Raw genomic sequence first — 14,258 nt, 5'->3', positions numbered from 1 at the left:
CGCCTGTCGGCACATTCAATCGTCTCCCCTCTTTCCTACACCATCAGCCCACGATACCGGTTCAGGCATGCAAAGATCTCCTGCCGTCTCGGCGCTGCCATCGCCGCTACGCTGCTCCGGCTCTCACACAGACCGGCAAGTCCCTCTTTTTCTATCTTCTCTTCCAGCCTGTCGACCGCTTCCTGCATCGTCAGCTTGCCGTTAAACACATGCTGCTGAGCGTATTTCAGACAATATCCAAGCGCCGTTACCTGTTCGCTGTCCACAATCTGCTCCACATAGCGAAGATCTACGGTCTCCCGATTGATCTGCACGGCTTCCTGCCCCATCGTCTTCATCTTGATCCGATCCTGACTTCCGAATCCCCGGCTCTGCCGCGGACGCCGTTCAAAACGCGGATGTCCCGCCGGTTCTTCCGGACCGCTCAGCGCCGGAAAATTCTCCGCCTCCCGCTTTGCCGGATCTGTGATCTCTTTTGGCACATATTTGTCCATCTGAACAATCGTGTCCGCAATATGGAAATATGCCCCCGAACTTCCGGCAACGATCACCGTTGAAATATCGTACTGCTCATACAGTTCCCGGATCCGTTCGATAAACGGCGTGATCGGTTCCATTTCCCGGTGGATCACACGCTGCATCAACTCGTCGCGGATCATAAAATTCGTTGCGCTTGTATCTTCGTCGATCAGAAGCGCTTTCGCCCCGGCTTCCATACTCTCGATCACATTCGCCGCCTGAGAAGTGCTTCCGCTGGCATCCTCCGTGCAGAATGTCCGGGTGTCTTTTCCGTTCGGCAGATCATTGATGAACATCGAAATATCCGCCTGTTTGATGCTTCTTCCGTCTTCGGCGCGCAGTTTTACCGCCGTCGCATCGGTGATCACATATTCTCTTCCGTCTCCGGCAATATGATCATATACGCCCAGTTCCAGTGCCTTTAGAAGCGTAGATTTTCCATGGTACCCTCCGCCGACGATCAGCGTGATCCCTTTCCGGATCCCCATCCCTGAAAGCGTTCCTTTATGAGGCAGATCCAACGTCACTTCCATCTCTTTCGGAGAAACAAACGCGACCGCGCCGCGCATCGGTTTTGCCGACACACCGGATTCTCTCGGGAGGATCGAACCATTTGCCACAAATGCGACGAGTCCCCGTTCTTTCAACTGTTCCCGGATATAAGCCTGATCCTCCGCCAGATCGATCACCTGACGCAGCTTTTTCGCATCCCGTTTCTTATAAAACAGGGCGTTCTCCACGCATTCCGGCACGTAGTCAAATAAGATCTTTTCCAGTTCCCGGGCATTGATCGTCCGACCATTTGCCGGAAAACCAATCTCCATGCGCAGTACCACATCCCCGCTTTTTTCGTCGATCCGGCAGGCAGTCCTCTCCAACACTTCCTGCCCGCAGCCGCTCACGGAGATCAGCCCGCTCTTCCCGGAACCTTTCGCCTGAAACGCATGCTTTCCGGCAAGCATCCCAAACCGTCTTGTCAGATCGTCCTGCAAAGCGATACGCTGGCAGTCTCCGCAATACAACTCTTTCGGAAATCCGGCGGTCGCGCCTTTCACATGTACGCTCACTTTCGACGGAGAAGCAAACGGATCTCCCTGCACATGGTCGATGGAAAGCACATACCCCGGAAACCGGTACATTCCTTTTGTGTCCTTATACGCCGGATAACCTCTGTGATCGATCCGTTTCAATAAATTTTTTAAATCTGTTGATGTCTGCATGTCAGCCTCCTGCATTTTCAAATGTTTTCTGAACTACTCATGCATATAAACTTATCACATTTCCGCCTCAACGTCAAAATCCGGCTTCTCAGTCTGCCGCATAAATTTTCACCGATCCGCTGATTCCGGATTTACAGGTCGGCGTTACATCCTGACCGATATATTTCGCATACGGATTCGGGAATTTTGCCGTCTCACGCTCCAATGTCGTCGCCACTTCGATCGCGAGCTCATTTTCACCGTCTCTCACGGCAGAACTCAGATCATAACGATATGTCGGAACAATCTGGATTCCGAGGCTTGTTCCGTTCACGAACACTTCCACGCCCTCATGCGCGTCACTGATCTCCAGCACATACTGTCCGCCCGCTTTCGCTTCAAAACGATTCTCATAGCGTACGAAACCTGAGAAATACGGTTCTTCCTCGTGCAAAAGATCCGGCAGTGTGATTTCTTTTTTCTCCCCGAAGTTCGGATACTCGATACTTCTGCAAATACTCCGTTTCCATGTCTCAGTTAGTTTGATCGGTTCTCCGGAAGCAATCACCGGACGCTTCTCCTGTTTCAAAAGTTCCTCCACATGTTCTTTTTCATCGAAAATGAAAATCCGGCTTTTCAAAGGCTCCAGTACAAGCCCCACTTCTGTCTGCTCCGCATCGGCATTCCATACCGCATCTGCTTTGTATACAGTATTCTCCCACGCATCATATCCGCAGCATGCCCGTTTGTCCGGGATCGCAGCGCTGCCCTCATAGACCTTGTCCCCCTCATTGACGAACAGATACACCGCGCTTCCGTCCCGATGTTCATAATGATAATAACGTACCCGGTTGTTTTCCGGCGCGATCGAAAGCTCTGCCGCCCTCTGACCACGGAGCCGTGACGCAATCTCCGTAAGCGGTACGACTTCGCCGTCTACGCCGTCCGGCAGTCCGTCGATAAAATATACCGGGAAATGTGACTCCTGCAGTTTTTTTACCGCCTCTTTCATATGCGACGTCACAAACTGCAGCTTCGGAACGATCAGCGCTTGATACTCCTGCGTGTTCACCCGGAACGCCCCCTCGGATATTTCCATATCATACGCATTTTCTTCCAGGAACACATCCTGCGGAATGTAATCGTAATCAATCTGATCATCATAAAACTGATGTCCGACAATATCGGATGCCATCGTCTCCCCCATCCAGTCGCTTTCCCCGTGGTAAAGGATCGCAGCCGGCGCAATATGCCGTCCGCCGTTGATCAGTTCCAGCACCCGGTTTCCATATGCCATCAGCGCGCCGAAATGCCGGTACTGCGGATTGTTTCCGTGCGCATAAAAATGCGGCGGGCAGTCCGGATCCGGATAATCTTTTCCGGAAAATGCATGAGGCACAAAATGGTTGATGCCGCGCACCATAAAATGATCCAGCAGATATTTTTCCAGACGCACGCCCTCTGCCCATCCATACGCGCCGAAAATCTCACACATGGAATCGCCGTTTTTCAACGGTTCGATCGCCGCCGCGGAACTTCCCAGTTTTCCGAGTCCGTAATGATAGAACGATCCGTTCCTGCTCCGAAACGGCGGCATATTTAAGTCCACGTCCTCCTGTCCCGGCATGACCTGACCTCCGATGTCATCGATTCCCGCCATATCCTGTCCGGCAAGTCCCCGGAAGAAATGTCCCAGCGACGATCCGGTTTTCGACGCATGGTTATTGTCCTCGATCAAATGTCCGATATACCGAACGCCGTGCGCCCGGCACCATTCTCCGATCGGTCGGGAAAAATCTTCTTCCACAAGCCGGGACACCTGATCCATATATGCATAACGGACACTTGCCGTCTTTTCTGCATCGGCATCCTGCTCCCACAGCAAGGCAAGCTGTCCCGCAAAATCCTCTCCCAGTTCTTCTTTCAGACGTACTTCCAGTTCCCGGCTCCACGGATAGTCCATGGTCGGAGAACATCCCAGTCCGTTGTCGTGATCGTAAAGATGTCCGTTTCCGAGCTCCGGCTCATCCGAGAAAAATCCCGCGATCGTCTTTCCGAATTCCTCTTTGTAGTGCGCCCAATGCGGTTCATACACAGCCTCGATCTGTACCTGACAGGATGCTTTGTCCATCATATTAATGTAATCCCGGTGAGGTCCTCTGTTGCGCGTCAGCTGCGTCACATAAATCTTCCAGTTTCCCTCGGGAACCTGAAACGTTACGCCCTCCTCCGTGACCATTCCCGAAAGATCGATCCGGTTTTCTTTGTTCGTAAATCCGTCCGCGCCGTCCTGACGAATTGCATACACACCGAGCATCCGGTCATCTGCAAACTGTTTTGTCGCGCCGTCTGCCGAATTATGCGTCATCATTTTCTCCATCATATTCGGCTCAAACGGCTCCGCTGTCTCCAGATCCGCTTTCGGGATCGTGATCGTTTCTCCGCATATTCCCTTATATTGTCTGCATGTGATACTCTGACGATATAACTCGAGCGGCTGATCTTTCATCGCTCCGTTGGCATATCCGGTCGGAAAATGGCTGTCATCCAGGATCCACACTTTCATCCCATATTTCTTCGCCTCTTCCAAAATGATGTCCATATCATGCCACCACTGCTCGCCGCAAAAATCCGGATGGGGTCTGCTCTCCACGCAGACCGCCCCGATATTTGCTTCGTGGATCACCCGCATATAAGTCCGCAACACTTCTTCCGTCTCGCCGTGCTGCCAGAAAAACGGAAAAATATAATTTCCGCCCTTTCCACTCAATAATGCTTTTACTTTCTCACTCATCTTGATTTTCCTTTCCGCTAAATTTCCCGCATCATACTTTCTGCATTTTGGGGTCGCATTTTCACGCTTTCTTGATACCCTGCAAAATGCGGTTCACCTGCTTGATGTTCTCCTCATCGGCACCTGCCTGGTTTAAAAGACTTTCCACGGTCATTCTTCCCATCATACGGATCAGCGCCGGATTGCCCGTAACGGCTTCGGCAACATCACCGCGGCTCTTTGCGCCCTGTTCCATCAGCCGCATCATCACTGCCGCCGCTTCCGGATTTTTCTGAAGCTCGCTGAACTTATCGAATACCGAATAACAGCTCTCATCATAAGAATCCGCGTCAAACCAGTTGGATACCGGCTTCTCTTTTTTCATCCGGTATGCCGGATTCTCTTCCTCAACTTTCCGGATCTCCATCACATCGGAAACTTCGCCGTATCTCGCCTCGATCTGATGTTCGCCGCTGATCGGCAGATGGAACGCAAACACCGTCCTGCCCGTCTTTGTCTCATATTTTCTTCCGTCTACAAAAAGAGTCACCTCCGGCTGATTGGAATACACTTTGATCTCGGTGACGTTTTCCGTCCGATCCGCATAACGTTTTCCGCACAGATGTACAAATGCGTCTTCCCGATTCCAAGCTGCTTTGTACAGATAAAACGCGTCTTTTTTCAGCTTCCGGTCCATCGTCACAAGACCTTTCTGGTTCTCGCCGTGCTTTCCTCCCTCATCTCTTCCGTCCGCCGCAAAATCAAACATATTCCACACGTGGGTCGCCCACAGCCACGGACGCTCTTCAATCATATTCAGCATATGTTCATGGTAGACTGCCTGATAACTTTCCGTGTAGTCTCCCTTTTCCGGTGATGCGGATTGGTACTGCGGATTGGCGTCTGCACCGTACTCGGAAAATCCGATCGCACGATTTGGATATTTCTCGTGATACTCGTCGAAAAATTCCTCGTTCTGCTCCAGATCTCCGAGATACCATCCAAAATACAGATTATAACTGTTCACATCCGGTATTTCCAAGATCGGACTGTCAATCTCCAACATAAATACGTTTGCCATTGTTGTCGGACGCGTCGGATCCAGACGGTGGCAGAGTTCGTTCAGCTGACGATGATTTTCCAGCAGATCTTCGTTGACTGCGCTCGCCGCCGTGATCTCATTGGACAATCCCCAACAGCAGATACACGGATGATTGTAATTCTGCACAACCAGTTCTTCCATCTGGGACAGCGTATTGGCGCGTCCGTCTTTCATGTGCATCGTGATATACGGGATCTCCGCCCACACGACCAGTCCGTTCTCGTCGCACAGATCGTAAAATTCCTGCGCATGCTGATAATGCGCCAGACGAAGCGTATTTGCTCCGATCTCCCGGATGATCTCCATATCTCTTCTGTGGTCTTCGATCGTCAATGCATTTCCCACTCCCGCCATGTCCTGATGACGGCTCACACCACGCAGAGGATAACTCCGACCGTTCAGCAAAAAGCCTTTCTGCGGATCGATCTCAAATTTACGACAGCCAAATCTTGCCTGTATCGTCTCCCCATTTTCCAGAACTGCTTTCGCCTCATACAGATACGGATCATTCAATCCGTCCCAAAGACGGATGTCCTCCATTTCAAAGATGGCTTTTGCATAATTCTCTGTAACCGCCACCACTTTGTCCGCCTGTCCGGTCACGGAAATCGTTACGGTTTTTGGATCTCCCGCCGTCCATACTTCCACCACCGTCCTCGCCGTCTTTGTCTCCGGATCCGTTTCCGCTGTCACCTTGATTCCCGATGTTCCGCAGTAGTCCAGCGCAAAATGCTCCCGCGGTACTCTCAGCAGATTTACGCCCCGGTAAAGTCCGCCGTAAAATGTAAAATCTGCTTTCTGCGGATAGCACACCGTATTGTCTCTGTTGTCCACCGAAACCGCGATTACATTTTTTTCCTGCAGTTTTTCGGTCAGATTGACTCGGAACAGCGAGTAACCACCCTCATGACGGTATAACTTCTCACCGTTCAAATATACTTCGCCGATCATCGCCGCGCCCGGGATCTCCAGATAAATTTCTTCATCCCCGGATTTTACTATATTTCCCAGCTCTTTCACATACCAACAGATGCCGCGGTAATAATCGTTGCCGCCGTCCTGACCGTCCGCCGCGTTCCATGTGTGCGGCAAATCCACATGCTCGCCTGCCGCCCCGACTGCCTCGGACATATTCTCCGCATATTTTACAAATTTCCAGTTTTCATTCATCGTCTGTCTCATCGTTTATCCTCTCTTTTCTGCTACCTCATACCGCCGCCCAACAGCATATGATCCGTGCACAAAAGCAGCTGCATTTTGTACACGGACCATTTCTTTATTCGGAACAACGAGTCATGGTTCCATGCGTGATTCCATTTTCATTGTACGAATCTACGCGCACAAAATACTCCTGCCCTTTGACAAGCGCCCCGATCCGTTTCTTGATCGTTCCCGTCTTGCCATTTCGCAGATTTTCCACATCCCGGTAAATCTGATAGCTGTGATACAGTTTTTCTTCTTCATGTCCCCACAAAATATTATAGCCGACTGCATCTGTCGTCTCCTCGATGGACACGAGCAGATCCAGACCATCCGCGCTCTTCTTTGCCTGATACTCGACAGGCTCCGGCTTCTTTCCGTCTCCGATCCCGAATACACGAAGTCCGGAGATACACGGTTCAACCCCATACGGAATTTCCACGATCGTGAGGCGCAGATACCGGACGCGGATTCCCTGTTCCCGCACGACAAGATCATGAGGCAGGTCGGTCTCCGCTTCGGATTTATCTTCGATCATAAAATATGTATTTCCATCCAGAGAGCCCTCCAGTTTCCATCTTGTCACATGCTTTTGTTCCTCAATATAACGCGGCTGTGTCTGCGACCCCTGAATATCCCCTGGTGACTCGATCGGGAGCGCGTCGTCCGCAAAATTGATCTGCACCGCGCGCACGTCCATCTCCTGTTCCAGATCACTCTCCAGCCATTCGCCCTGTTTTCCCGTCGCTCTCCACCAGGTCTGCGCATCCTCGTCGAACGCCTTTTCCGGTTCTTTTCCGTCTGCAAATGAAGATGCCCCGGCAGGTTTTCCGTAATTCAGAAGAACCCACTCCGGCTCGCTCCACGGATCGGTTGTTCGGTCTTCCACGGCGATCGGCCAGTCTCCGTAATTCTGATTGCAGAACAGTTCGCCGTCCGCATCAAATCCGGATTTCCAAAGACCGACTCTCCGCTCAAACTGATGATTCATGCTGATCCGCATCGTCGCGGTATGCCAGAGATTTCCATTTCTGTCCCACATCGTCGAGCCATGTCCGGCTCCCGGCATAAATCCGCCCGGATGATAGGAGTACGGATTGTTTTTCGCAAGTGTAAACGGTCCGAGCGGCGTATCGCCAATATAGACGCCGTCCGCATATGTATTGTACTCCGTACCCGGACATGCGTACTGCAGATAATATTTTCCGTTGTATTTGTCCATCCACGGTCCCTCGATAAACGGTTTCCTTGTAAACATCCCACGGATCGCCTGATGGTATGCTTTCGGAATCTGCTCCAAAGGCACGCCGCTTTGCTGAACAAATCCCTGTAACATCTTCTCCACTTCTGCCTCACCTCGCGGAAATTCACAGTTATCCACCCCCATCCGCTCAAATCCACGCACATAACCGTCTCCGAACAGCAATTCTTTCCACTCGGTTTTCGGCTTCATCGTCTCCGGATCCAGTTCCACGCCCCAGACCGGCGTTGCATTGGAACATCCCCAGTAGAAATAGATGCTTCCGTCCTCGTCAAAGAACAGATTCGGATCCCAGAAATCAAACGTCCCCGGAATTTCCTCGTAAGGACCGTTTATAATATCTTTCGTCCGATAATAATTGCAGTTCTCCCCACGCTTTGACGCACAAAAATATACATAATCTCCGCACACTCTGGCATCCGGCGCATAATCGTAAAGCGGCAGATTTTCCGGGAGCCTGTGCGGCTCCCAGTTCACAAGATCTTCGGATACCCACACCGAAAGATTCATCGACACGAACATATAGTATTTTCCCTGAAATAAGATCATGGACGGATCTGCTGCCTCCCGGTCGATCTGCAGTTTTCCGTTCGATTTCGGATCCATGTTAAACTGATACCGATACGGAACGTTGATCGGATTACAATAATATGATTTCATTTTCAAAATCCTCCTGCTGTCCTTTTTCTCTTTACTCTTCCGCTTTCAGAGCCTCTTTCTTCGCGGCGATCCGTTTCTGGACTTCCACCATTTCCGCTTTGTCGAGCTTACAGAATTTCATTGCCACAAGCGTACAGATCCATCCGAGGATCGGAAGACCGAAAGTCAAAAACATCGTCAGCCAGAAAATCGCCGGTGTACATGCATCTCCCGGCTGCGGAACGGTCGTCGTATAACCGACAAGAGCAACGGCTCCGGCTGCGATCGCAGTTCCGCAGGATGAAACGATTTTATCGATCAAGCTTGCGGTTCCGGTCACGATTGCCGGCACATATCTTCCGCCACGGTCTAATTCATAATCGATCAGATCCGCCATAAACGCACTGTTTCCGGTTGTAACACACATATTCGCCCCGTTTCTACAGAGAGTCAGCACAACATAAATCGCGGTGATCACGCCCATCTTGGCGATGTCTTTCGGATCTATCACAATAAAGAAAATCCACATCACTGCCGAGATCCCGATACAGATTTTCGTCCAGGTCACGATCGTTTCCTTGTTTCCGTGCTTTCCGGCATATTTTGCGCCGACGATCGCAAATAAAATCGACGGAAGCATACCGATCACGGTCAGGATTGTAGCGATTCCCATATTCCCGATAATGATTCCGCTGAGCATCGTTCCGATCACAGCCTGAGACGCCGTCACCTGCGCGATCTTATCCGATGTAGCAGAAATGATATAGCACTGCAACGGACGGTTTCCTTTGAGTACTTCGATCATATCTTTTACTTTCAATGGTTCCTGTTCTTTTGTAAGTCCACGGAAATTCTCCGGTTTATCGTATGCGCTGACACCGATGCACACAAGAACAACTCCGACTGCCGCGACAAGCAGACATACTTTACAAGCCGCTGCCAAAAATTCCTGACTGTATGTACCGCCGAATTTCGGAAGCAGTACAACATTCAGCAGCATTGTCAGCGCCATCGGAACCATGTAATTGAGCCCGGTGCTCCACACGCTGATCGTCGGACGCTGTCTCGGATCATTCGACAAAAGCGGCGGGATCGTCTGCGCAGTCATATTGTTGATCGTATATCCGATCACATAAATAACATACAGCAGAATAAAGCCGACCATTCCGAGACCTTTGCCTGCTGCCCAGTCATACATGCACGACAGCGCGACCGCCTCGATCACAAAACCGACAATCAGCAAAATCCTGATCTTTCCGAACTTCGTGTTGACCTTGTCATACAGAAATGCCAGCATCGGATCTGTCACGCCGTCTAAGATACGGGTTCCCGTCAGGATCACACCGATCACGGCCGTTCCGATCCCGAATCCGATACTTGCAGTATAACTCGCCATTCCGATCAGCGAATACACCGACATTCCTACCAGTGCATTGCACGCGCATAAAATAATCTGCCACAATTTTGCCCGGCAGTACTGTACGCCGTCGATTTCACTCGCACTTAATTTTTTGCCCATGATTTTTATTCTCCTTTTTGTTTCTTCCCTTTTGTATTACGATATTCACTCGGCGACATGCCCTCTGCTTTCTGAAAACAGGTATAAAAATAACTCCGGCTTCCAAATGCGAGACTGTCCCCGATCTTCTGTATGCTCTCGTCACTGCTTGTGAGCATCACCTTTGCCTGATTGATTTTTTCATGTAAAATATATTCTTTTACACTGACGCCCATCTCTTTTTTAAACTTATGTGAAAAATAATATTCCGCATAGCCCGATTGTTGGGCCAGTTTTTTCACTTGGATCGGTTCCGTCAAATGTGCCTTAATGTATTCACAACTGTTCCGGATGCTGTCCGAAACATCCGGATTTTCGCGGCTTTCCCGAACCCGTGCGACATAATCTTCCAATATCTGCGCGCCTAATTTGGTCGTATCCGCCATCGACTGACATTGTTCGATCTTCTGCGCATAATAATCATTCAAATTGTAGGCGATCTCCGGCGAAAGTCCGCCCCGCATGCTTGCTCTGGAGCAGAGGATCAAAAGCACCAGAATATTATTTTTATGAGAGCGCAACGTATCTCCATAATCCACTTTCATCCCGGAACTCATCAGCGAAGAGGCTTTCAGCATTTCTTTGTAACGCGGACTTCCCTCCTCGATCATCCGACACAAATTCTGCTCCGCTTCCCAGATGCCGAAATGCCGTTCGGACGTACCAAACTGTATATCCTTTTCTTCTCCGGAAATGATATTGACTACTTCGATGTCACTGATATCGATCTTCCGGCTGTTCAGCGTATATTCCAGCATCACCGCATATTGCCGCAGAATATGGAACGGTACGACTGGAATCTCCTCAAATGTGCGGAACATCCGGGTACGGAGCGATACAGAGAGGTTGTACGTATCCAGTTTTTTCCGCAGGATCAAAAGACTGTCTTTTCCGCTGAAGATCGGTCCGATATAAAAAACATGCCGCACCGTATTCTCCCGATGCTCAAATCCGGCGATCCACAACAGATTGTTTCCGGCTTCCAGGATCACCGGATCCATTTTCCCCTCCTGCTGCCGCTCTTTCAGCAGTTTTTCCATTCCGATAAAGGAGAAGAACTCCCCGGAAAATAATTCATTGTTCCAGTTTGTCTCGATCAACCGGTATTCGCCGTCATACTGCCAGAAATGTAATTGATAATTGCAGTTGAGCAATTCCAAAAAGAACCGGATCTTCTCCTGACTCTCCACGTTTTCTCACCTCTCTTTTGCACATCTTGTGTCTCATACTGTTCTTTCACAAGCTCTTCTCATATTAATCTTCTCAGATCGTCTTCTCATATTGAGAAAGAATTTCCCTGTCGTGCGCTCCCACGCCTTTCACTTTCGCCCCCGACAGACTTTCCGGATGTTCGGATAGCGACATCAGGATGAACTGACACAATGTAGATTTCAACGACAGCTGGTCACCCTGTGCCGTCTCAAACCACACCTCATTTTCACAGTTCTGCACATCCTCCAAAAACTGCTTCAGATCCGTGTTGCCCGAATAGGTAAATTCAAATGCATTCATTACCTCACATCCTTTACCGCCAGCTTCCAAGATACGACAGACTTTCTTTCGGCTTCCGTGTCTGGCTACTTCGATCTACCGCGATCAGTCCGAATGTCATCGAATAACCTTTCTGCCATTCAAAGTTATCCAGCAGGCTCCAATAGCAATAGCCTTTTACCGGAATCCCGTCTTCGATGCAGCTCTGTACACCTTGGAGCGCTTTCTCGATAAATGCAGTTCTTCTCATATCGTCTGCAGTCGCGATTCCATTTTCCGTGACGATCAGATCTCCTTTAAACTTTTCCGCAGCTTTCCGGATCACATGTTCCAGCGCTTCCGGATAGTATTCATAGTCCATCTGGGTCAGTTCCGCTCCGTCCGGATTTCCCATCCGCCCGTCTTTTCCGAAACGCGAACGGCTGTAATTCTGTACCCCGAGGAAATCATCACCCTCTATATATGGGAGATAATGCAGGAATTCATCGTCCCATTCTTTTTCCGCAAACGTCTCTCCGCCCTCTTGTGCCACCTGAATATCGTGAAGCGACAAAGTCAGACCAACCTGGATTTCCGGATGCAGTTCCTTGATCGCACGTTTTGCCGCCTGATGTGCTTTCATGACAAGAAGATCTCCTTCTTTTGTGCGCATGGATGTGAAGTTCTCCACTTTCTCCACACCGAATACTTTCCGGTTCTCTTCCGCCTGCGCTTTCTGATTTTCCATCATCTTTTGAAGATTCATTCCCATCTGGACACTGCCGTTGTTCCCATCTGTTTTGCTTCCGCTTTTTTCCAAACCGGCTTTCTGCATCTGCGCCATCATCATTTTTTTGTAACGTTCCGCGATCGCAGCAACCTGCAGCCCCATATTCGCTTCGTTGATCGTACAGATATAATGCAGTTCATCTCCCAGTTTTTCGACCACATAGCGGGTATATTTTTCAAAATCTCCCACAATGCTTTCGGCTTCCCAGCCTCCTTTTGAGATCACCCACACCGGACTGGAAAAATGATGAAGCGTCACGATCGGTTCGATCCCGTTTTCCTTGCAGCACCGGATCACTTTGCGGTAATGTTCGATCTGCTCCTCGTCAAACTTTCCCTCTTCCGGCTCGATCCGCGCCCACTCAACCGAAAAACGATATGCGTTCAGTCCGGCTTGCGCCATCAGCCGGATATCTTCTTCATACCGATTGTAATGATCGACCGCATCCAGCGACGGTTCCACATATGCCGTATGCTCCATCTGTTCCATTGCCCAGCAGTCACTGTTTGTGTTGTTTCCCTCTACCTGATGCGCCGCCGTTGCCGCTCCCAAAAGAAAACCTCTTTCAAATTTTTTCATAACAGACCTCCTCGTCTCCATCTTTTCTGTCTGTATCATACAAGAAATGAAAATTTTATGCGTTCATTTTTTCGTCTTTGTGTTTCTGTATTCGCTATGTTTCATTTTTGAATTAATAATAGAACATTTTCACGAATAAAAGAACCTCTTTTTGAAACAAATTCCTGTACAATAGACAAGTACGGAATACTTCCGGTTTGTTCACAAAAAATGGAAAAGAAAGCAGGGTATTTTATGATAGAAAAAGCAGTACAGCAAATCATGCTCGGGACAGTCTGTAAAACAGAAGCACAGACAAAAGAAACTTTAAGATGTATCAAACAGGCAGGATACGACGGCATCGAACTGAACGGATTTATGATACGCCCTACACCGTTTATCGTGCGGATGCTGACCAAATTTGCCGGAATGCCGGTCGGAAAAGGCGGCAATTATCACTGGAAAGAACTTCTGAAAGAAGCCGGACTGCACGCAGTCTCTCTCCACGAAGATCTTGGCTCGGTCCGGAAAGATCCGGACGCCGTCATCCGGGAAGCAAATGAATTTCAAACGAAACATATTGTCATCACAGGAATGTATCGCTTTGATTATTCCGATAAAGCGGCTGTCTGCAAACTGGCTTCCGATCTCAACCATGCCGCGACAGAATTAAAAAAATCCGGCATTCAGCTTTCCTACCACAATCACAATTGTGAATTTCGGAAAGTTGAACCCGGACTGACTGCTTATGAACTTCTGATCCGGGAGACTGATCCGGATCTGGTTGGATTTGAGTTTGATTCCTACTGGCCGACCGAAGCCGGCGTATCTGCTCCGGACGTCATGAAACGCCTCGGCACACGGATGAAGCTCTTCCACATCAATGACCGTGGAACGAGGATTACCGGTCCGTCCATGACGCCGATCCTCACATCCGACAGCATGGAGCTGGGCGACGGCAACATGGATCTGGACGCGCTTCTTACACAGGCGAAAGCAGTCGGCGTAGACGCCGTGATCCTTGAGACGCATAAAAACTGGATAGATAAATCGCCGCTGAGATCACTGGAACGAAGCGCGGAATATTTGAAACGATGTTCGTTTTGAAAGAGGGAGGGGGATATTTGGCAATTGTCTGCTTGACAAGGGGGGCAGATCCTTTTAAACGGATCCGCCCCCTCTTCCACGC

Annotated in this window: 9 protein-coding genes; 1 reads left to right on the top strand and 8 read right to left on the bottom strand. The window is 49.7% G+C overall.

From position 1 onward, the window contains the following. Positions 1–35 precede the first annotated feature (35 nt). The 8 genes from I2H87_RS06965 to I2H87_RS06930 form a co-directional block, all read right to left on the bottom strand. Positions 36–1,739, bottom strand: a complete 1,704-nt coding sequence (locus I2H87_RS06965; RefSeq protein WP_195609591.1) for an ABC-ATPase domain-containing protein — start codon at positions 1,737–1,739, stop codon at positions 36–38. Between the two features lie 88 nt (positions 1,740–1,827). Beyond that, positions 1,828–4,512 (bottom strand): hypothetical protein, encoded by a 2,685-nt coding sequence (locus I2H87_RS06960; RefSeq protein WP_195609590.1) that lies wholly within the window; start codon positions 4,510–4,512, stop codon positions 1,828–1,830. A gap of 61 nt (positions 4,513–4,573) precedes the next feature. Further along, positions 4,574–6,775, bottom strand: coding sequence for a glycoside hydrolase family 2 protein (locus I2H87_RS06955; RefSeq protein ID WP_009266646.1), 2,202 nt, complete (start codon positions 6,773–6,775; stop codon positions 4,574–4,576). Positions 6,776–6,869: 94 nt separating this feature from the next. After that, positions 6,870–8,714, bottom strand: coding sequence for a family 43 glycosylhydrolase (locus tag I2H87_RS06950; protein WP_195609589.1), 1,845 nt, complete (start codon positions 8,712–8,714; stop codon positions 6,870–6,872). Between the two features lie 31 nt (positions 8,715–8,745). Then, entirely contained in the window at positions 8,746–10,212 is a 1,467-nt protein-coding gene (locus I2H87_RS06945; RefSeq protein WP_195609588.1) for an MFS transporter, read from the bottom strand. A gap of 5 nt (positions 10,213–10,217) precedes the next feature. Beyond that, a complete protein-coding gene (locus I2H87_RS06940; protein ID WP_009266649.1) occupies positions 10,218–11,441 on the bottom strand; it encodes an AraC family transcriptional regulator in 1,224 nt (407 codons plus the stop codon). 73 nt (positions 11,442–11,514) lie between these two features. After that, the gene (locus I2H87_RS06935; protein ID WP_009266650.1) at positions 11,515–11,763 is read right to left on the bottom strand and encodes a hypothetical protein; all 249 of its coding nucleotides are present in this window, start codon (positions 11,761–11,763) and stop codon (positions 11,515–11,517) included. A 13-nt stretch (positions 11,764–11,776) separates the two neighbouring features. Continuing rightward, positions 11,777–13,090 carry a glycoside hydrolase family 1 protein gene (locus tag I2H87_RS06930; RefSeq protein ID WP_195609587.1) on the bottom strand — a complete coding sequence of 438 codons (1,314 nt, stop codon included), beginning with the start codon at positions 13,088–13,090 and terminating at the stop codon, positions 11,777–11,779. A gap of 234 nt (positions 13,091–13,324) precedes the next feature. Here I2H87_RS06930 and I2H87_RS06925 point away from each other — a divergent pair, with 234 nt between their 5' ends. Next, positions 13,325–14,176 carry a sugar phosphate isomerase/epimerase family protein gene (locus I2H87_RS06925; RefSeq protein WP_195609586.1) on the top strand — a complete coding sequence of 284 codons (852 nt, stop codon included), beginning with the start codon at positions 13,325–13,327 and terminating at the stop codon, positions 14,174–14,176. Positions 14,177–14,258: the final 82 nt, after the last annotated feature.

Origin of the sequence: Mediterraneibacter glycyrrhizinilyticus (assembly GCF_015560805.1) — a bacterium.
Lineage (GTDB): Bacteria > Bacillota > Clostridia > Lachnospirales > Lachnospiraceae > Schaedlerella > Schaedlerella glycyrrhizinilytica_A.
The sequence above is the reverse complement of the archived record's forward strand: the minus strand, read 5'-3'. Positions and strand labels throughout refer to the sequence as shown.

Bases quoted from the DNA above. Each gene is read 5' to 3' on its own strand.
- I2H87_RS06950 (WP_195609589.1), bottom strand. From the start codon at position 8,714: ATGAAATCATATTATTGTAATCCGATCAACGTTCCGTATCGGTATCAG.
- I2H87_RS06945 (WP_195609588.1), bottom strand. From the start codon at position 10,212: ATGGGCAAAAAATTAAGTGCGAGTGAAATCGACGGCGTACAGTACTGC.
- I2H87_RS06955 (WP_009266646.1), bottom strand. From the start codon at position 6,775: ATGAGACAGACGATGAATGAAAACTGGAAATTTGTAAAATATGCGGAG.
- I2H87_RS06930 (WP_195609587.1), bottom strand. From the start codon at position 13,090: ATGAAAAAATTTGAAAGAGGTTTTCTTTTGGGAGCGGCAACGGCGGCG.
- I2H87_RS06925 (WP_195609586.1), top strand. From the start codon at position 13,325: ATGATAGAAAAAGCAGTACAGCAAATCATGCTCGGGACAGTCTGTAAA.
- I2H87_RS06960 (WP_195609590.1), bottom strand. From the start codon at position 4,512: ATGAGTGAGAAAGTAAAAGCATTATTGAGTGGAAAGGGCGGAAATTAT.
- I2H87_RS06935 (WP_009266650.1), bottom strand. From the start codon at position 11,763: ATGAATGCATTTGAATTTACCTATTCGGGCAACACGGATCTGAAGCAG.
- I2H87_RS06965 (WP_195609591.1), bottom strand. From the start codon at position 1,739: ATGCAGACATCAACAGATTTAAAAAATTTATTGAAACGGATCGATCAC.